Here is a 21,120-nt window from a genome sequence, read left to right as displayed (position 1 = left end):
TAAGCGAATATCTTACGCATCCATTATGAAAATGTTAAGCTATCCCTTTCCCGAAACTGCTTCGGCGAGACGCCAAAATGCTTGCGAAAAACGCTGCCGAAATAAGCCGGGTCCTCGAATCCGACCCGTTCGGCAATCTGATGTACGAGCAGATCACTGTTCAGCAGCAGTGACGACGCCTCTCTCATGCGAATGGAGGTCAGGAACTCGATGAAGCTGCTGCCCGTCTTCTCTTTGAACCGCTTGGAGAAATAATTGGGGTGAATGAAGAAACGATCCGAGATGGACTGCAAGGATACCGCCTCCGCGTAATGGGATTCGATATAGATCCGAACCGCTTCAATGGTGTCCTTCCCTGTCAGATCTGTATTTCTCGTCAAATGACCAATGATATTAGCCGCGGATCGTCTCATATGCGCCAACATTTCACTCCAATGCGACGCCTCTTGCAGCCATTGCAGCAGGTCCTCTGTTTCCCCGATTGTCCACTCCGAATCAATGGCATTGGCAAGCACCACTTTGTGAAACAACAGATGAAGGTCCATGCAGAACCATTCCAGATGGATATACGAAGAATCGGCATCCTGGACGATTGCCCCAACACGCCTGTCCATCCAGCGGTATAGCTTCTCGACATCCCAATCTTTCAGCCACTGGCCTACGAGCTGCTTATCCTCCTCGCCGATAATCGATTTACGGATTTGCCCCTTCGGTCTTGCTGCGTCATACACATAGATTCGACTTCTGCCGTGGATGACAGCGTCACGAATGAGCAGCTTTGCCTCGCGGTACGACTCCTGCACTTTCTCAATCAGATCCACTTGAGGCCCAATGCCAACCGTAAGCTCAAGCTTCATAAACTTGCGAATGCCCTGAAGAATTTCTTGCATCGCTCCTGCAGCGGCAGTGCGCTCAGTCGCAATTCTAGTGCCAAGAACAAATACCAGCTCATTGCGATGAAGCGCATGTTGAAATAATGTCCCATGAATGCCGCAGCGCGCGAATATGTCCGTAATAATGTTCCTGAGCGCGTACCAGAGCAGATTCTCTTCTCCCTCGACGAAGGACAAATGCGGCAATTCGAAAGGCTCGAACACAAATACTACAGTGGCAAAATGGGAGCAATCCCCTCTCAGTTCAGCAATCGTTTCCACATCCATCGAACGGTCTCCATGCTCGATAAACTGCGTCAGTGCCTGCTGCCTTGCAATTTCCTTACTTGACTTCTCTAGCAGCTTCAGTTCGGAGAACGACTTCTGCCGGCAGTCCTCTTCTTCCTGTTTCTGAAGCATTTGCGTCATCGCTTCGACCAATTCTTCATCTTCAGCAGGCTTGAGCAAATAATGGCTGACTCCATATCGAATGGCTGATTTGGCATATTCAAACTCGTCATAGCCGCTCAATATAATAAACTCCAGCTGCGAGTCAAATGCCTTCGCTTGGCGGATCAATTCCAGCCCGCTCATCTCCGGCATTTGAATATCGGTGAGCACCAAATTCGGCTTTAAAGCGCGAATGAGCGCCATACCGGATATACCGTCCCCGGCTTCGCCGACAACCGTAACCGGCAAACCGGACTGATTGATTTTATAAATGACCCCCTGCCGAATAATCGGTTCGTCATCTATCACGATAATCTTCAAAGTCATTCCCTCCTTCGGGCAATGTCGAGTGAATGGTAAGGGTGAACGACGTGCCGAGCTCCTTGCTGCTCTCGAATTTAATGCCATATTGGGCCCCATACAGTAGCCGGATCCGGTTATGTACATTCATTAACCCGACGGACGAACGCTCGGAATCGGCTTCGGTGCTTCTAGCGTCTGATGCCAGCAGCATCCGCAGCTCCCTTTGCTTGTCATCGCTGATCGGTTCGCCGGTGTTCCACACTTTAATCTGTATGCGTTCCCGATCTTCGCTTGACGCTTCAATCCGAAGCGTGCCGCCTTCGATTCGCTTACTGATGCCATGTAAGATGCTGTTCTCGACCAACGGCTGAAACAGCAGCTTCGGGATCGGAACTTCTTCAAGCCCTTCCTGCAAATAAACCGAATAGGCTAAACGGCTGTCAAACCGAATCTTCTGAATCGACAAGTACAGCCGAATCTGCTCCATCTCGGCCGCCAAGGTTGAGATATCGTTTCCGCTGATGTTATATCGAAACATTTTCGCGAGTGATCTGGTGATTAAAGAAATTCTCGGATCGCCGCCCATACTGGATAAGCTATCGATCACGCCGAATGTGTTATAGAGAAAATGCGGATTGATCTGCGACTGCAGCGACTTTATCTCTGCATTTTTCTTTACGAGTTCCGTTTCATACACCTTCATAATCAGCCGTTTGATTTCCTTGGCCATCCGATTGAAAGACCCGCTTAAATAACCCACCTCATCGATCCCTCGAATTGGAATACTGACATCGTAATTGCCGAACTCGATCGATTTCATCCCTTTGCTAAGCTCCTTTAACGGCGTAACCGTCCTCGATGAGAAAATACTCGCGAGCACCATCGAGACTAACAGACTAAGGGCAACAATTAAGGCCATCCGCTTCGTAAAATCACTGACAGGCTTTAACAGCAGCTTATTAGGTGCAAGTGAGACAAGCACCCATTCCGTACCCGGCAGCTTCTTATAAACAACGAGATTGGTTCCCTCATGGTCGTTCATGTAGAAATGACCGCTGTTCTTCTTCCCTTGAATCACTTGCATATGCGCAGCCGTAAGCCCAATCGGCGGTTCGTTCTTCGCTAGCGACTGTATGATGGTCCCATCCGATTGACTCAGCACATATGATTTCGTCCCGAAGCTGCCTTCTGTATTCTGCAGCCAGGCTTCCAGCTCTGGTTTGGACAGCCCGTACATCATGACGCCAATAATCGGTCCCGGAGAGTTAATCGATATGCTCTTAATCGCCTGCACGAACGTAACGGTCTTCACAACCGCATCTTCAGACTTATCGTACATGTCCGATTGCACCCAAGCCCCTTTGCCGGAGAGCTTAATGGCGATAGCTGTCAGCCTTGCCTGCTCGATATCGGTAACGTCGTTCGAGGAAGGGCCTGATCGTATGCCGAAACCTTCCAATTGGTTCACATAGATATACGAAATGATCGGATTATCATTAACAAACTTCATAAACTTGCTGTTGTAATAACTAAGTGATTCCGGATCTTGACCCATGTGACTAACAAATTGCTGAAAGTTCGTATCGCCAAAATAGTTCCAAGCAAAGCTCTTCACATTGTTCATATAAGAGGATAACGTGGCCGACGACTGCTGAGTAAGCAATTCCGTCGTTTCGATTGACTGGCGCTTGAGGTCGCTGGCTGTCCGGAAATAGACATCCATAACGAGAAAGGACACCGTAAGCACGATGATGAGCAAATAGGAGATTAAGATTTTACGATAGATGGATCGTTGGAAATAACGAATGATTGCGAGCAGAAATGTTGGCGCTTTCACAAATGCCCTCCTCCATGCTACTACCTGCAAGATTGCGAGCTTCGAGCCTCACACAATATGAACTCATTATAATAGATTTAGGCAATAAAGGGATTAAATTCAATTAGAAGAGGCTGCCCCTCATTATCACCGTTTCCGATGAGAACGAGAGACAACCTCTATTTAGAAGCGAAACTACATCATGCTTAGCTAGCCATTAGTTCATTAACAGATTATAAACGAACACCGCTGCTTGCGCGCGAGTCGCCGGCACTTTAGGCGAAAGCTGCCCATTATAGCCTTGGATGAAGCCTGCCGCAACTAACCGTGCCATGCTTTCCTTCGCGTAGGCAGCAATTTGATTCACGTCTTTCATGCCGTTCAAGAGTGCTGCCCCATCTGCTGCGGAAGGTTGTTTACCTGCGATCTCGAGCGCTCGATCAGCCATGACGGCCATATTCTCACGCGTCAAGAATCCATCCGGATTGAAGAGGTTCGCTCCTGTCCCTTGCACAATGCCAAGGCTTCTGGCGATAAGGATCGACTCTGCATTGGCATCATCTTTGGACACGTCGGCGAACTGTTCGCCCGGTTCGCCGGATAACGAGAGCGCCTTGACGAGCATTGCAGCAAATTGGCCCCGCGTTACGTTTGCTGCAGGACTGAACCTGCCATCTTCACTCTCCGTTACGATGCCTCTTGCCGCCAGCGCGTTAATTTGCTTGTTGGCCCAGCTTAAGGAGGCTATGTCCGTGAACACCGGTTTCACATAAGCAGCTGCGTACAAGCTGAAATGCGTTGTAGTAAAAGTGACTGTGCCTGCTTTCGCATCGTATTTGCCATTAGGCACCGAATGAAGGGCTCCATCGCCATCGATATACCAAACGACGATTTGCTCCGGATTCTGCAGCTCTTCCGCCGTTAACGAATAAGGAATTGACACCGTCACGGCTTCAGCAGGATTATTCCAGGCGACCGTCTTGCTGCCTGACTGCATTTCAAGAGAAATGACCGGATGAGCGCCTATTGATTCACGAAGCTGATCCGCTAGGCCTGCTGAATCCACCTTCTTGATCTGAATTGTCACATCTGCAGCTGTCAACTCACTTGCTTTGAACATGTTTCCGGGAAGCGTAACCGTTGCTGCATTCGTTTGAATGATAGCTTGAATACCTGAGGATCCGTTTAGTGACTTGGCTGGCAAAGTAAGCTCATAATTCTGCAGGTCATCTTTGCCTTTCAGATTAATAATAAGCGCGGAATTGCCAGCTTTAGCGGATGCAAGAGCTTTCTCCCAATCCGATAAACTGATCGCAGCTGTCAGCGAGTGCGCAGCGTTGTTCACATTCGTGCTTGGAACAACGATGACGGCTCCATCCTGTTGCGTGATCGTTGCGGAAGGCGGCCAGAATAAACCACCTGTGCTAGGCGCCGGATCTGGATTTGGCGTGCTGCCCGCTGCTAATGCCACATCGTTGTACACCTTGGTATCTGCCCAATACGGCAGGTTCTTATCTACCCAGCTGATGTAATTGTCTCGATGACCGTCGCCGTTCTCGTCGTCATTCGCACTTGCGTTGAAGCCGATAATGCTGCCGATCTGCGGTGATAATGCAGTGAACGGAACGGCGATTTCTACGTTGTAGCCATCCGTTGTTTTCTTAACCGCATGCTGGGTACCGTTCAAATCAAGTTCAGATGCGGTTGTAATCGCGTCCTCCATATCGACACGAAGCTGGTAATCGCCGATTGTGCGTGCGCCGTTTCTTGTGCTAAGCTCATCCACCCAAACTTCGACGGAGTCGTTATTCTCATTGGTCGCCTCCGCAAACGGCGTGCTGTCTTTCATTTCAAACAAGTAATAAAGCGCATCCTCGTCCCAAGCGATCTTCGCTTTGCCTGTCGTGCCTTTAGGCGTATCGCTCATTTGAAGCGAGCTTGAATAGGTCCACAATCCATCTACTTCGCCGTCAATCACCGGCTTGCCCTTGGTAGCCTTAGGCAGCCTGCTGGCAGGCGTGCCGACCAGTTCAACCTCGTTATATACCTTGGTGTCTGCCCAATATGGCAAATTCTTATCGATCCAGCTGATGTAATCATTGCGCAGGCCATCACCATCTTCGTCATCGTTCGCGCTGGCATTAAAGCCAATAACGTTGCCGATTTCCGGCGTCAGCGCCGTATACGGTACGGCAAACTCCGCGATATATCCATCTTTGATCATTACGACAGCGTGTTCTACTTTCGTGAGGTCCGTGCCGCTCGCCGTTGATAAAACATCGTTGATATCGAGTCGCAATTGATAATCACCAATTGTGCGTGCGCCGTTCTTACGGTTAAGCTCGTCGACCCACACTTCAACCGAATCGTTCTTCTCATCAACCGCTTTCGCAAATGGCGTCGTATCTGTCATTTCGAACAAATAGTAGATTGCATCCTCATCCCATGCAATCTTCGCCGTTCCCGTTGTACCTTTATCGGTGTTGCCCATTTGGAGTTTGGTGGAATACCGCCACAGCTTGTCGATCTGACCATCGATAACCGGCTTTCCTTTCACGGCAACATAGTCGTTTTCCGTACCGCCGCCGTCCGGACCCTCATTCTCCATATCGCTTATTACGTTCGCACCGGTTGCTTGATTGGAGAATGCCGCTTTCCCTGGTTCAATAACGGTATTGCCAGCGAAGCTCAATGAACCGATGACGGTTTTAACAATGTTGATACCGTAGCCTTTCGGCTTCTCGATCACATTGTTTTTAAATGCCACACCATCGATTTCTGCAGTACCGACAATTAGGATACCTGTATCATTGGATCCAAAGAGCGTGTTGTCCTCGATGGTGACATTTTGCATAGAAGGCTGTTTATTCGTTGCTTGTACCCGAATGCCTCCCTTCTCCGGAACAGAGCCATTCGTGCTGTCGTTTACGATTGTGTTGCCCTTCACAACCGTATCTTTCACGGTGTACGTCTGATAATTGCCTTCGGAAGCCAGGTAGATCCCCGCACCGCCGGTGGATGTAATTCGATTGTTCTCCACATTCATGACTTCGCCGCCTGAGATCGTAATCCCGCGCGCGAGACCGCCTGCTTCATCGTTATGGCGAATCGTCACATTCTTCACCCAACTGCCAAACTTCTCGTAGGAAACGACTGCGATTTGATCATCGCCGTTATCGCGACCAATGTTGTTCTCGATAACAATATCGTGGGATAAACCGGTAATATGAATGCCGTCCGCGAGTGTGTTTACCACCGTGTTGCCGCTGATAACGCCATTTGACCCGAAGTTTATGATGCCCGCAGAAGATGCGCCATCAATAACCGTATTCTTAATGCTGTAATTGTTCGCGTTCGGGTCCACATAAATCCGCGCGGACACATCCGTGGACAATCGCTGCGTAGCCGTGACGGTTGTCAGCTGGATATGGCTCACATCTGTGCCCTCGCCTGTAAGCTGGAGACATTGTTCTGCCAGATTCGTGCTGTGAAGCTTGGAATTAGGACCTGTACCCGTCAAATCCACGCCATCGAGCAGGATGATCGAGCTGTAAATGAATGCGCCTGCCGGAACGAAGACGATCTTCCCTTCTTCTTTGGCCTGTGCAATACATGCTTTAATGGCATCCGTATCATCCGTCATATCATTCGGCGTTGCGCCGCATGTTTCAATGCTTAGTGCATTCGCAGGCATCGGTACCGTGCCGTCAATCAACGTGATCGGCGTAAACCTCAGCTGCTCCAGCGCAGCGCCGCCTGTCGGTGAACTGACACGCAGCGTCTGGATGCCGGCAGGCAGCACAACGTTGGCCTTTACCGTTTGCCAGGAATCCGCACTACCTGTGTTCGGAACATTAATGGCACCTAATTCATCGCCAAAGGCATTAAGCAGCTTCATCTGCTTCGCATCCTCTGCACTGGCAACTCGGAAGGAAACCTCGTAAGTTCCGGCAGAATCGGCATTGATGTACGGGAAATCGATCCAATCGCCTTCATGTCCGAAGGTAACAGCCTGTCCATTCTCCGTATCTGCGGAAGTCGTCTTCTCGGCACCTCTCGCAACACTGAAGCTTTCCGCCTCTAAAGTGCCCGGAATATTCGAAAGTGGCGTCGGCACGATTGGAGGTAACGTCGGACCCGTAGGTTCTTCGGGTATAGGCTCAGACAGATAAGTAATGTCCAACCAGTCTATATTAAAGCCAGCGCTAAGGACGTAGACCCGCAGCTTCTGAGCTCCTGTCATCAGATTGACATCTGCGCTGACGGTAGTCCAGTTAAACCAACCATCCGGCGCTTCACCCCTATAGGGAATATTAACAGTTGCTTTTACATCGCCCGCCGCATTTTGGATTTGCAGCTGAGAAGTGGTAAGCGGGCTCGCTACCCGCATTTCGATACGATAGCGTCCGTCTTGCTCTACGTTCAGATCGTAATCCATCCAGTCGCCTTTGTCTGTCCATCCAATGTAAGTCTCATCCGGCGCATAAGGTATCGCTTCCGTTTGAATCCCGCTCATTTGCGCATAATCCTCGATTTCGATTTTCCCTGGCACGTTAAAGGCTTCATCTGCATAAGCCCTCGAATTCGTGGCTACAACTGTGGTCAACAAGCCAAACAGCAGCGTCAAGCTTAGCAGCACGGGCAATGTTTTCCTTCTTACTGACATGTTTGATACCCTCCTAATTCGGATTACGGCTGAACCCTGTATTTGGAATCTATTGCCGCTCTCCGCTCCGCCTCAGCGGCCAAGCGGAGAGCGTTGTTCCCATCCTTAGAAGCCTGTATTTCCGTTCAACACAATCGTGCCCGCCAGGAACGTCGTCGCTGCGCCGGCAGAATTCGTAACGGTATTGGTATTGAAGGTAATCGTGCCGATGTACCCTCCGCCCCATACGCCGATCCCGCCGCTTGCCGCATTTTTGATGATGTTGTCGGTAAAGGTTACGGAATTCAGATTGCCTTGTGAGCAATACACGAGCACATTCGGATGACCGTTTGCGGTGCGCAGACCGGTGTGATCAATCGTGTTGCGATTGAGCGTAATGCGGTCTACATCGGCCGTGTTCCATTCCGCCTCGACGGAAATATAAATACCCGCCATTTCGGTGTTATTGATCAGATTATCTTCGATCAGAACATCTGCGCCGCCAACTACGGATATACCTCGAGCCTGGGAGTTGTAGCCGACATCATTGTTTTTGATCGTTATGTCATGATCCCGCGGACCATCCGGCGTGTAACTGACCACCGCAATACAGTCGTCACCTACGCCTTTCACCAGATTGGATTCCACCGTAATGAAAGAGGCGCCGTTCGTCATATGGATGCCATCGGCATTCGTATTCTCGACCGTGCTGTTCTTTATCGTGCCATTGGAGCCGCCGCGAACCAGAATGCCTGCAGTACTGGCTGTATAGACCCAAATGTTATCGATCGTAAAATGCGTAGCGCCTCGGAGCGTGAAGCTGTTCTTCGTGTCGTTGCCGTCGCCACGCGGAACGACAGTCGCATAAACATGCTTGAAGTTGCTGATCGTGACATTGTCGCCTTTGACATCGATCGAGCCGCGATTCGGGTTCGTGGAGGTCAACGTCGTTACGGTCTTGCCCGCACCGTTCACGCTGACGCCGTCAAAGGTAATGATGTCGCTGAGATTGAAATTGCCTGCCGGAATCGAGAGCACTCTTCCGAATACTTTCGCCTGCGCAGCGCATGCATTGAATGCAGCCAGATCATCTGTAGCATCATTGGCCGTGGCACCGCATGTAGTGACGGAGATCGGGCCTGCCGGAGGAGGCGTCAAATAGGCAAAATCCACCCAATCGATGTTCCAGCCTTCCGTCAAGCTATGGATCCGGAGCATCTGATTGCCCGAAGCTAAATTCAGCGTAACGGAAATCGTCGTCCAAGCTTCCCATCCGCCCGTATTGTTGAACGTCATTGTCGCGAGGGCCGTGCCTGCGGAATTGCGAAGCTCGAATTTCCGCTGGTCGCTCGGAGCGGCAACACGGAATGTAACATTGTAATAGCCGGCGGTTTGGACGTTGAGATTGTACTCCATCCAATTGCCAGGCAGCGTGTTGCCGACATATACATCACCGACACTCGAAGTGAACAACCCCACCCCGTTCTTCGCACTGTAGCTTTCGGCTTGGATTTTGGCAGGGACGTTCTGCGCGCCTGTTCCGGTCGTAATCGTGTAGGTTGCACTCGCTACTGCCGAGTTCGTCATGCCCGACTTGATCGCGATCGCTTTGATCGTCTGTGTCGAGGCGACATTAATGGCTGCGCTGTAAAGCGTCGAGCTTGCTGTCGGCGTACTGCCGTCTGTCGTGTAACGAATGGCCGCACCTGATGTTGACGTCGTAATCGTCACTGACTGCGTGGAGGTGTAAGAGCCGCCGGCCGGGGAGAAAGTTGGTGTTGCCACAGTTGCCGGAGGTGTAATCGTGTAGGTTGCACTTGCTACTGCCGAGTTTGTCATGCCCGACTTGATTGCGATCGCTTTGATCGTCTGTGTCGAGGCTACGTTAATGGCTGCGCTGTAAAGTGTCGAGCTTGCTGTCGGCGTACTGCCGTCTGTCGTGAAACGAATGGCTGCGCCTGATGTTGACGTCGTAATCGTCACTGACTGCGTGGAGGTGTAAGAGCCGCCGGCCGGGGAGAAAGTTGGTGTTGCCACAGTTGCCGGAGGTGTAATCGTGTAGGTTGCACTCGCTACAGCCGAGTTCGTCATGCCCGACTTGATCGCAATCGCTTTGATCGTCTGCGTTGAGGCTACGTTAATGGCTGCGCTGTACAGCGTCGAGCTTGCTGTCGGCGTACTGCCGTCTGTCGTATAGCGTATGGATGCGCCTGATGTTGTCGTGGTTAGCGTTACTGACTGTGCGGATGTGTAGGAGCCGCCTGCTGGAGCGAAGGTTGGCGTTGCTGCCGTTGCCGGAGCACCGCTGTCTGCCCAGACCTCAAGTTCTCCGATGCTTATGTAGTGGGCTAGTCCGCCGGTCGTGCCATAAATCCGAATACCGTCGGCTACGACATTATTCAACGTAAACGTGTACGTCTCATAAGATTGACCGAAAGCAGACTGGGAGTTGGAATTCGGATATGAAGGGTTGATCGTCGACACGGCATCGACCCAGCTTCCGCTTTGCCTGACTTGAATTTTCAATGTGCCGTTCGCATACCAGCCACCGTTTGAATTGTGCAGCCCTTCTTGAAACACCACCTGCGTGAAGGTCTGGTTCGAGCTGAAGGTGTAGCCGTAATACTGGTCGCTCGTGCCACAGCAGCTGAACGTATCATATTGCTTGGATGCATCGCCGCTTCCTACAGCCGGCTTAACGCCATCACGGATTACATTGATGTCATGATTACCTCCACCGGAGGGATTCGTAACACTGGCGATTACAGTTCCTAAGCTGGCAACATTCGATGCAGCCGCATAAGCTTTATTCGGACTTCCGATAACTATAAGGCTTAGAAGTAAGGAGATGCACATCATCACGGATAACACCGGTCTAACTACGGTTTGAGTGGACACAGACATTATTATTCCTCCCTTATGGTACTACAGCTTCAATACTTGAAAGCGGTTACCATTTCGGTTGCATGACATTACATGGACATCCTCCTCTCTAAATGTGAGCTGCATGTGGAGACATGCACACTATGTCTAATCGTAGATGAATTCCCTAAATATGTATTGTGAAAATCTTAATCTCTTACCCTGAAAAAAATAGCTATTCTGGTTTCGACAGACGAGCAACAAAAAACGCCCGGGTCACTTCACCCAAGCGTTCCAGATAAACCGAGCTATTGAACATGTCTGCTACACTATAGCCGCTTCCCAATCTCCCAGTGGTGGCCAAACGGATCAATCAGCCGTCCGATTCGCCAGCCGTGGCCTTCAGTGACAGGCACGACTACCTCCGCACCGGCCGTGACGGCTTGCTCGAACAGTGAATCCGGGTCGGCTACGGTCAGAATCATCCGAACAGAACCTGGCACATCCGGTTTCGGACTTGACTCCGGGTCCTCTTGAATCCAGAAGCCTGCACCTTGAACCGACAGTTCCGCGAGAACCGGCTTTCCCGCTTCTTCTTCCAGTCTATAGAGCTCAACTGCCCCGAAAGCAGCTGTATAGAATTTTAAAGCTTCAACTGCGCTGCGAACTGAAATCCATGGAGCGATTGATGTTACCGTAGTTTGCGACTGGACATGCGACATCCGATTACCTCCCTGGGTGACATTCCTATTCTCGTACAAGTGCTTTCCAGTAGTTCCAAGCTTCCATATACGCCGGCAGATCGTATGGATGGTGAAGCAAGCAGACGCCGATGCGATAATAAAGCCCCGCCACTACCTCCCAAACTAGCTCCTCACGATCCATCTGCTCATGGGCAAGAAGCTCAAATGCCGGAAGCAGCGTATTCATCGTCAGGTCATCCGGCGACGAAACGAATGCAAAGATGAAATCATACAGCAGCGGTCCGGCCATCGGGGTCGGATCAATAATCCCCACCAGCTGCTCGTCACGGAACACGAAGTTATGTACGCCGCAATCGCCGTGAAGCCAATAAAGAGGGCGTCCTTCCCTACGCACGAGCAGCTTCCTCGCAATCGCAAGCACCAGCTCATAGTCGGCAGCCGGCAGCAGACTTCCAATCTCGTTTTTTGCAAAATCTAAACCATCAAGCGTGTGATCATCCCGCACGAGAGACGAGTCCGACTGCTCCACTTTCAAGTAATGATTCAACAAGTCTACCGTCAACTGAGGCAGCCATTCTTTCTTCAAACCACGCTCATCACCTGTAGTTCCGGGAATGAACGCATACACGATGAAGGAGTGATCCGGCGCCGAATAATGCACACTCGGCAATAGCGGACTACCCGCGTAATCATTAAGAAATTGCGCCACAACAGTCAAATACTCCGCTTCTTCCAGCTTCAGTACATAACGCGGCGCCTCGTCCACCATTAAGATATAAACGCGCCCTTCTGTCGTGCCATTCATCTGATGCATAAGCTTCGAATCCGGATGAATGATGTGTTTAACCGCAAGCTTGGTGATGATTTCACTGATATCCGCACCAGCAGTTTGTTCTGCTTCCACCTTGTTTACGCTCTCCATTCCTTTATCAAATTCCAACCACCGCGTCAAACGCTACCACGAAGCAATACAGCCGTCTGTTCTCGGTTCCGTTCCACCGATCAAGACACCATTCGCATCCCGCCAAATAATCTGTCCGCAGCCAAACGCTTTACGATCTCGCAGCACTTGAATGTCATGACCTTTACGCTTAAGCTCCTCTACGACCTCCGCACTAAACTCACCTTCAACGGCTACATGTTTGCCTTCCATCCATTGCCACCTAGGCGCATCGAGCGCAGCTTGCGGATTCTGATGATGATCCAATAAATGAGAGATCACCTGCAGATGACCCTGCGGCTGCATGAAAGCACCCATCACGCCGAATGGTCCGATCGGCTCACCGTTCTTCGTAAGAAAACCCGGAATAATCGTATGATAAGGCCGTTTGCCCGGCTCCAGTACATTCGCATGTGCAGGATCAAGGGAGAAGGATGCACCTCTGTTCTGCAGGCTGATCCCGGTTCCCGGTACCACGATTCCCGAGCCGAACCCCATATAATTGCTTTGGATAAAAGAAACCATGTTCCCTTCTCCGTCGGCAGTAGCCAAATAAACCGTTCCGCCTTTAGGCAATTGTCCAGGTTCAGGCATCAATGCCTGTTCACCGATCAAACCGCTGCGAAGCGCAGCATAGGAAGGCGACAGCAGCTGCTCGACACTGGCTTTCATTCGGTTTGGATCCGTAATATAATGCTTCCCATCGGCAAAAGCGAGCTTCAGTGCTTCAATCTGGACATGAAACCTGCTCGCGCTCTCCTGACCGGCGAGATCCCGTCCATTCAACATATTCAAGGCCATTAAGGCCACTAGTCCTTGCCCGTTTGGCGGCAGCTCCCATACATCATAGCCTCGATATGGCACAGAAATCGGGTCCACCCATTCCGGCTGAAATGAGGCAAGATCCGTGCTGCGAAGCAGCCCCCCGCTTTCTCTCGCATACCGATCAATCAACTCTGCCAACTCGCCTCGATAGAACGATTCGCTGCTAGATTCTGCAATCAGCCGAAGTGTCCGAGCATGATCCGGTGACCGCCACATTTCGCCTGCCTTCGGTGCTCGTCCGTCCGGAGCGAAGACGCGAAACCACTCTTCGAATGCCGGATCATTCCCGCTTCTCTGCGAATACACCTCATAAGCACGCTGCCATTTCAAAGCGAGCTCCGGCGAAACCGGATAGCCGCCATCGGCGTAATCAATCGCGGATTCCAGCAGCTTCGCGAATGGCAAAGCGCCGAATCGAGCAGATAAACCTGCCCACGCTCCCGGAGCACCGGGAACGGTCACCGGAAGCCATCCGCTTGATGGCATATCCGTTTCAAAACCGCGCTGGCGAACCGCTTCCGGCGTCAATAGCTCAGGCGCTCCACCGCTCGCATTCAATCCATACATTTGTCCTTTGTACCATACGATTGCGAACGAATCGCTACCAATGCCATTGCCTGTCGGCTCCACCACGGTAAGACATGCTGCCGCTGCAATCGCCGCATCAATGGCATTGCCGCCTTGCTGCAGCACACGAAGTCCCGCTTGAGATGCGAGCGGCTGCGAGGTAGCGACCATTCCTTTCCTCGCAACGACTGCCGTTCTTCTGGATGGATACGCATACTCGGATAGATTAAACATGATCGGCCTCCCTTAGTTGGCATTACCCATTTTCTGCGACATCGCGATAAGCTTCGTCAATGTATTCCAATTCCGAACGGTTACCGGTGCATTCAGCTTGTCCACTTGGACGGAAAGCTTGGAATCCCGCACACTTTGGCGAAATAATAGATAGACATCCCGGCCCGCAATAACATAGCGATCTTCTTTAAAATCATAGCTCTCCAGCTTCTCTATTTTATCGGACTGCGGCGCATCGAGCATCATCGCAATATAGAGGCATTCTCCTTCAAAAGAAGCTTCGGCTGCCGCAACTTCTGCATCCGAGAATGGCCGATTGGCAGCCATTGCCGCTAGCTCATCTGCTGTGCGAATAATGACGCGAATGGACAAACCAAACCTGTTCGCAATCAGTGCCTCGATTTGCCCACGCAATGTCGGTTCATCCTCATCCGACTCAAACAAAATATTGCCGCTCTGAATATACGTTTGAACTCGCGATAAACCCAGTGTTTCCAGCGCTTCTCGCAGCTCTGCCATCTTAATCTTGTTCTTCCCGCCGACGTTGATACCGCGCAACAAAGCAATTTGAATCGCCATCTACGCTTACACCACTTCCTGAAGAATCTATTTTTCAATAGTCTACCATATCCGTGCATCTGGGGCGTATAGGTCAGGAGGAATTCATTGACAAATGTAATTGAGAACAATTATCATGATCGTAGTTTTAAAACCAAAGGTCAGGAGAATTGCCCATGCTTCCATTGGATCCAACCGTTATCGTAAACCGACATAAGTTTAATTTCGGCGCGCCATCCGTCGAAACGAACGTATATTCATTCGAAGGTGATGACCCTGCTGCACGGATTAAAGAGCTGGTTGATCGATTCGGCTCGCAAATTAACGCTCCCGACAGCAAGACAGTCGGCATGTTGTTTTGGAAACGATATTGTGCTTTATTCGCCGGAGCGGTCTATACGTGGCTGCATCAGCGTTATCCGCTTGATCTCTCCTTCCAGAATGTTCGTTTCGTACAGAGTGGCGCTAACGTCAAATTCTATTTGCTCAGCGATGCGCCTGTTACAGCTATCACGCTGCTGCAGAGCGAAGCCGAACAAGACGAAGCCTATCTGCGTCATCTCTTCCAAGACCATGCCTCGCAAGTGATTGCTGCTGTCGTCAGTCATACCGGTGTTCCCGTCGCCGGAATGTGGCATACGATTGCCTATTTGCTCGCCCATTGGAAGCAGACTTGGCTGCGCGAATCGCCTTCTGAGGCGTTTACTTCACACATCGAGCAATGGTTCGAATATGCGACAAGAAAGCTGGAGCCGGCTTGGCTGCCCGGTCGCGCCGTCAATCCCATGTCCTGCACCTTTAGGGCCGTTGAAGATCCGCTGCATGAGGGCCGCAGCATATTGGTGCGCAGAGCCTGCTGCATGAATTACAGACTTCCCGGGGATGACGATCCATACTGCTATACTTGCCCGCTTATCACCGACGAACTGCGCATCAAGAAATTTCTGGAATCTCATGCCTAACTAACCGCCCTACTAGCTTCCCTATAGTCATAAATAAAAGCGGCTTGCTCAACGCAACCCGCTTTTATTTATGCGAACGATAACGATAACGATCTGCCTTTTCCATGCGGAATACACATCGGTGTGCCAAATAACGGATCGGGAATAATGTCTGCTTTCATGTTGAAAACCGCATCAATCATGCCGGAGGTGACAACCTCCTCGGGAGGTCCCTCTGCATAAACACGATGGTTCTGGATGGCCACAATATGATGCGCGTACCGGCAAGCCAGATTAATATCATGCAGCACCATCACGATCGTACGGTTCTCCTTCGCATTCAGCTCAAACAGTAAATCAAGCACTTCGATTTGATGCGTTAAATCCAAATAGGTGGTCGGTTCATCTAGCAGAATGATATCCGTACCCTGTGCCAGAATCATCGCAATCCATGCACGCTGCCGCTGTCCCCCCGACAAGGAGTCGACTGTCCGCTCAGCTAAATCCGTCAACCCCGTCGTCTGCAACGCTAACGTGACATGACGTTCATCCTCCTTCGACCATTGCTGGAGCCAGCTCTGATAAGGATAACGCCCTTGCTTGACGAGCTGCAGCACGGTCAACCCTTCCGGTGCCGTCGGTCCCTGTGGAAGAAGCGCCATCCTCTTGGCAACTTCCTTCGTAGGCAGCGAAGCGATATTAACCCCTTCAAGCAGCACATTGCCCTGTTCAGGCTTTAGTAAACGCGCCATCGTGCGGAGCAGCGTTGACTTCCCGCAGCCGTTGCTGCCGATTAGCGCTGTGACTTTACCTTTCTCGATAGCGACATTTAAATCCTTTAATATAAATTGGCTACCGTATGCTACCGATAGCCGGTCGGTTTGCAGGGCATTCACGCGGCGCTCAACTCCTTCTTTTACCATCGATTGTATGAGGATTCGAACATTGTTGTCAATGAAAACGAAAATCATTATCACAAAAGTATTGAAAATGATTCTCATCTGGACTAGAATAACTTAGTATTGTTCCGCAATTCCATATTCTCACTCCTAAGGAGGTATCAGGATGAAACGTTATTTCGTAATCGCCATTGCGGCGGCCGCATTAATGACCGCAGGCTGCAATAATACTCCTGGCGCAGAACGCTCGCTTACAGGCGAACAGAACGATAACGGCAAAGCAGTATCGCAAGAAGCAGCACTTCTGGATGCACAGGAAGCTCAGGCAAATGCATCAGAACCGGAGAATACCGAGGTTGAAACGCCTGCCAAGGACACCGTCACAGAAGAAGCAGTCGCAGCAGAAGAAGATACGGCTGCAAACAAATCGTCAGAAGTGAAGAGTGAATCTACCAAGTCGGAAGTGAAACCGGCAGAAGAGAAGCCTGCACCTCCCAAGAAAGCAACAAAGACCGAACAGAAAGTAAAGGAAGCTACGAAGAATAACCTCGATGCTAACAAAGCCGTTTCGGATTCCATTATGGATAACGCTGCGGATCAGAAGGCGGCAGATAAGCAAGTGTCCGAAGCGTTCAAGAGCTCCATCGAACTAATCAGATCTCAGATCAAAGACCTGAAGCAGCATGCAGAGAACAACGACGCCGAGCAGATCAAGACAGTCTCCGATCAAATTATTGCCAGCTGGGACGCGATGAAAGCAGATGTCAAAGCAGCGGTTCCCGATATGGTTAAATTTCTGGATGAGAAAGTCGTCAAGCTGACCGAGCTGAATGGCGCCGAAACAATCGACCAGACTGCTATTCTGCAAATCGACTATGAGCTGTATCAAGGATTCCGTCAGCTTGCAGATAAAGCAGGCGTGAAATAAACATAGCTCCTTCCTCATGGGAAATATTGTATTGACAGCGAAAGCCAACTTATACTATTATTCAATTTGACAATGATAATCATTATCAATATAAATCGAAAGGTTGTGCACTTCCCCCATGTTTAAACCCGTATTTCGTACGTTGGCCTTATCGCTTACTTTCATTCTTGCAATCGTCTCCGTACCATTCACAGCGGCGGCCGCAGAAACGCCGATTAGTGTCGTCCTTGACGGCAGCAAGCTTTCCTTCGACGTACCACCGCAAGTCATCAGCGGCTCAACTATGATTCCCTATCGTCTATTGTCCGAGAAGCTGAATGCCAAGATCGGCTTTGAACAAGCTTCTAAGAAACTAAGCGTTACTCGCGGCACAACGACCGTACAATTGACGATTGGCAGCAATCAAGCGACAATCAACGGCAAATCGGTCACACTCGATGCGAAAGCCGTTGAGAAGAACGGCCGTACACTTGTCCCTCTTCGCTTCCTTGGCGAAGCATTCGGCTTATGGGTCAATTGGAACAGCAGCTCCAAGACAGTCAACCTGGACAGCAAACGCACCATCACGCATGCTATGGGCAAAACAACATTGAATGCTGTGCCCAAACGTATTGCTGTTTTGTTTAACGGCGGGGTCGACGTATCCCTCACACTCGGTGTGAAACCGGTAGGTGCAGTTGAATCTTGGGTACAGACGCCTTGGTACCACTACCTCCGCGCGGATATGGCCGGCGTTACAAACCTCGGCAGCGAGCTGCAGCCGAATATGGAAGCCATCGTTGCTCTGAAACCGGACCTCATTATCGGATCGAAAACACGCCACGAGAAAATTTACGATCAGCTCTCTGCTATCGCTCCGACGATCTTCGTTGAAGAAGTTTTCGGCTGGAAAGCGAACATGCAGATGGCTGCACTGGCTTCGAACAAAGAAGACAAAGCCGCAGCATTCATGGCGGACTGGAACAAACGCGTTGCTGACTTTAAATCCAAACTCGGCAGCCGTGCGAACACGCAAGTATCGATCATTCGTTTCCAAGACGATAACACGGCTCGTTTCTATGTCACCGGATTTGCCGGCAATATTCTCGAGGAAGTTGGCTTGCAGCGCCCTAAAGCTCAGAAGGTCGATGGCAAGGTGCTTGTGAACCTAACCTCGCAAGAGCAAATTCCACTCATGGATGGAGACGTTATCTTCGATATCACATCAAGCTACGGTGAAGGCGAAGAGTTCAAGTCCCAACAAGAATGGCAGAAGAACCCGCTGTGGAAGAATTTGAAGGCGGTTAAGAACAACAAGTACTATAAAGTCAACGACATCACATGGAACATGTCCGGCGGTGCAACTGCTGCGAAAATGATGCTTGACGACCTCTACTTCTACTTCGATCTATAAGAGACTGTATCTACAATAAGTACGTCTGAGAGAATGGGCCGACCGGCTCATTCTTTCGTGCGTCAGGGGACTGGAGCGACGAGCATGGAAAGGTTGTTTGCCGGAATTCCGGCTAAGATTACAGGTCTGCTACTTGGATTCATTATTATGATCCTCTTTATTATTGCAAGCATGGTATTCGGCGCAACGCCAATTTCGCTTTCGGATGTCTATCATTCCTTCACTCATTACGACGAAGCATCGAACGAACAAATTATCGTACAAACATCGCGTGCGCCGAGAGCTTTCGTGGCAGCCGCTATCGGAGCGAGCCTAGCCGTTGCCGGGTCGTTGATTCAAGGGTTAACCCGTAATCCGCTGGCTGATCCGAATGTGCTTGGCATTAATTTTGGCGCATCGTTTGCCGTCGTGTTTACCGTAACCATGTTATCGATCAGCTCACTGCCTGTGCTTACCGGCGTTTCTTTTTTAGGTGCCGCAGTCGCTGCTCTGGCTGTTTACTTCTTAGGGTCAATCGGACGCGACGGTCTGACGCCGCTCAAAATCATTCTTGCCGGTGCAGCACTCAGCGCACTATTCTCTTCCTTCACGCAAGGCATGCTTGTCCTTGATGAGCAAAGCTTAAACGAAGTGATGTTCTGGTTAACCGGCTCTGTTGCCGGCCGTTCCCTGGATATGCTGCAGGCCGTGCTGCCCTTCATGGCGGCAGGCTGGGTTGCGGCATTATGGATTGCGCGACATATGAACGTGCTAACCATGGGTGAAGATACCGCGCAAGGACTTGGTCAGCGGACGATATTCATTAAGCTGATCGCAGGAATCATTATCATGGCACTCGCAGGCAGCTCTGTCGCTGTAGCCGGCCCCGTCGGGTTTATCGGACTCATCATTCCTACGATTGCGCGCCTATTTGCCGGAAACGATTATCGCTGGATTATCCCTTACAGCGCATTGCTTGGCGGGATTCTGGTACTTGCAGCTGACATCGGCGCGAGATTCGTCGTAAGACCCGAAGAGCTTCCGGTTGGCGTCATGACCGCCGTCATTGGCATTCCTGCGTTCATCGTGATCGCCAGAAAGGGGATCGTTAAGTCATGAGAAACTTCACCTATATCCGGTTCAATAAGGCTCCGGTATCCTTTTTCCTACATAAGAAAACGGTCAAACTCACGACCTTGCTGCTGCTCGCAAGCATCGTCTCCTTACTGGTCAGCACGGCGCTTGGCGACATGCGCATCTCTCCAATGAACGTGATCCGTACGTTGGTCGGCGGAGGAACGGAGGAGTATAAACTCATTATCCATACCCTTCGGCTGCCTCGCATTATCGCTGCGTTCCTGGTAGGCGCTTCGCTTGCCGTCGCCGGTGCCATCTTACAAGGGATCATTCGGAATCCGCTTGCCTCCCCGGACATCATCGGCATTACGAGCGGAGCTTCTGTTGCAGCAGTTGCGTTTATCAGTTATCTATCGGGTACGCTCAGCATCGCGTGGCTGCCGGTTGCGGCTATGGTTGGCGCAGGCATTACCTCTATCCTGATTTACACGCTCGCTTGGAAGAAAGGAGTGACGCCAATTCGCCTCGTGCTCATCGGGATCGGCATCAATTTCCTGCTTGCCTCGGTTACCAAAGTCATGCTCGTCATGAATCCCATCTATACCGCTTCGCAAGCCTATGTCTGGCTAACAGGTACCGTTTACGGCACCGATTGGAAAATGGTATGGACCATCGTGCCATGGGTCAGCGTCTTTATCCCCCTTTCCTTCCTGTTCGCACGGAACGTCAATGTGCTGCAGCTTGGCGATGATATTGCCAAGGGGGTAGGCAGCACCGTGCAACGTCAACGTTTCGTGCTGCTTATGATCAGCGTCGCGTTAGCCGGCGCCGCCGTTTCGGTCGGCGGAGCTATCTCTTTCGTCGGTTTGATCGCGCCGCATATGACTCGTAAACTAGTAGGTCCTGCCTTCGGCGGGGTGTTGCCGATTGCAGCATTGATTGGCGGACTCATGGTAGTCATAGCCGATACAGTGGCTCGAACTGCCTTCTTGCCTTATGACATTCCGGTCGGCGTCTTTACAGCTGGCATCGGAGCACCATTCTTCATCTTCTTGCTCTATCGCAATCGAAACGAGTAGGGAGTCTAAAAGCAACGATTGCAGGAATCGTCCCACCCGCGAAAAAGA

At 50.8% G+C, this 21,120-nt stretch carries 14 protein-coding genes; 5 read left to right on the top strand and 9 right to left on the bottom strand.

Annotation, left to right across the window (positions count from 1 at the left end; all coding sequences use genetic code 11):
* Window positions 1-23 precede the first annotated feature (23 nt).
* The 8 genes from AC0YN4_RS12905 to AC0YN4_RS12870 all read right to left on the bottom strand — a co-directional run bounded on the left by AC0YN4_RS12905 (window position 24) and on the right by AC0YN4_RS12870 (window position 14,797).
* Window positions 24-1,643 carry a response regulator gene (locus tag AC0YN4_RS12905; RefSeq protein ID WP_475780121.1) on the bottom strand — a complete coding sequence of 540 codons (1,620 nt, stop codon included), beginning with the start codon at window positions 1,641-1,643 and terminating at the stop codon, window positions 24-26.
* A complete protein-coding gene (locus tag AC0YN4_RS12900) occupies window positions 1,621-3,462 on the bottom strand; it encodes a cache domain-containing sensor histidine kinase (RefSeq protein ID WP_475780120.1) in 1,842 nt (613 codons plus the stop codon). The genes AC0YN4_RS12905 and AC0YN4_RS12900 overlap by 23 nt, the downstream gene beginning before the upstream one ends.
* A 196-nt stretch (window positions 3,463-3,658) precedes the next feature.
* Window positions 3,659-8,107, bottom strand: a complete 4,449-nt coding sequence (locus AC0YN4_RS12895; protein ID WP_475835954.1) for a sugar-binding protein — start codon at window positions 8,105-8,107, stop codon at window positions 3,659-3,661.
* 105 nt (window positions 8,108-8,212) lie between these two features.
* Window positions 8,213-10,990: a chitobiase/beta-hexosaminidase C-terminal domain-containing protein gene (locus AC0YN4_RS12890; protein WP_475835953.1), complete on the bottom strand. Its 2,778-nt coding sequence runs from the start codon at window positions 10,988-10,990 to the stop codon at window positions 8,213-8,215.
* Window positions 10,991-11,277: 287 nt separating this feature from the next.
* A complete protein-coding gene (locus tag AC0YN4_RS12885) occupies window positions 11,278-11,670 on the bottom strand; it encodes a VOC family protein (RefSeq protein WP_475835952.1) in 393 nt (130 codons plus the stop codon).
* 25 nt (window positions 11,671-11,695) lie between these two features.
* Window positions 11,696-12,574 (bottom strand): phosphotransferase, encoded by an 879-nt coding sequence (locus AC0YN4_RS12880; protein WP_475835951.1) that lies wholly within the window; start codon window positions 12,572-12,574, stop codon window positions 11,696-11,698.
* A gap of 33 nt (window positions 12,575-12,607) precedes the next feature.
* Window positions 12,608-14,218 (bottom strand): gamma-glutamyltransferase family protein, encoded by a 1,611-nt coding sequence (locus AC0YN4_RS12875; RefSeq protein ID WP_475781855.1) that lies wholly within the window; start codon window positions 14,216-14,218, stop codon window positions 12,608-12,610.
* Between the two features lie 12 nt (window positions 14,219-14,230).
* Window positions 14,231-14,797, bottom strand: a complete 567-nt coding sequence (locus AC0YN4_RS12870) for a DUF1697 domain-containing protein (RefSeq protein WP_475835950.1) — start codon at window positions 14,795-14,797, stop codon at window positions 14,231-14,233.
* A 155-nt stretch (window positions 14,798-14,952) separates the two neighbouring features.
* On the opposite strand from AC0YN4_RS12870, the gene AC0YN4_RS12865 reads away from it, so the two are divergent.
* Window positions 14,953-15,738 (top strand): IucA/IucC family C-terminal-domain containing protein, encoded by a 786-nt coding sequence (locus AC0YN4_RS12865; protein WP_475835949.1) that lies wholly within the window; start codon window positions 14,953-14,955, stop codon window positions 15,736-15,738.
* Between the two features lie 68 nt (window positions 15,739-15,806).
* Here AC0YN4_RS12865 and AC0YN4_RS12860 read toward each other — a convergent pair whose 3' ends face one another.
* Entirely contained in the window at window positions 15,807-16,613 is an 807-nt protein-coding gene (locus AC0YN4_RS12860) for an ABC transporter ATP-binding protein (RefSeq protein WP_475836100.1), read from the bottom strand.
* A 169-nt stretch (window positions 16,614-16,782) separates the two neighbouring features.
* Between AC0YN4_RS12860 and AC0YN4_RS12855 the strand changes: the two genes are divergently transcribed.
* The 4 genes from AC0YN4_RS12855 to AC0YN4_RS12840 all read left to right on the top strand — a co-directional run bounded on the left by AC0YN4_RS12855 (window position 16,783) and on the right by AC0YN4_RS12840 (window position 21,072).
* Window positions 16,783-17,544, top strand: coding sequence for a hypothetical protein (locus AC0YN4_RS12855; RefSeq protein WP_475835948.1), 762 nt, complete (start codon window positions 16,783-16,785; stop codon window positions 17,542-17,544).
* 118 nt (window positions 17,545-17,662) lie between these two features.
* On the top strand, window positions 17,663-18,937 hold the full coding sequence (locus AC0YN4_RS12850) for a stalk domain-containing protein (protein ID WP_475781850.1): 1,275 nt from the start codon (window positions 17,663-17,665) through the stop codon (window positions 18,935-18,937).
* A gap of 84 nt (window positions 18,938-19,021) precedes the next feature.
* Window positions 19,022-20,035 (top strand): FecCD family ABC transporter permease, encoded by a 1,014-nt coding sequence (locus AC0YN4_RS12845; RefSeq protein WP_475781849.1) that lies wholly within the window; start codon window positions 19,022-19,024, stop codon window positions 20,033-20,035.
* A complete protein-coding gene (locus tag AC0YN4_RS12840; RefSeq protein ID WP_475835947.1) occupies window positions 20,032-21,072 on the top strand; it encodes a FecCD family ABC transporter permease in 1,041 nt (346 codons plus the stop codon). Before AC0YN4_RS12845 ends, AC0YN4_RS12840 begins: the two co-directional genes overlap by 4 nt.
* Window positions 21,073-21,120 lie beyond the last annotated feature (48 nt).

It is taken from the genome of Paenibacillus sp. J22R3 (assembly GCF_056269305.1).
The sequence above is the reverse complement of the archived record's forward strand: the minus strand, read 5'-3'. Positions and strand labels throughout refer to the sequence as shown.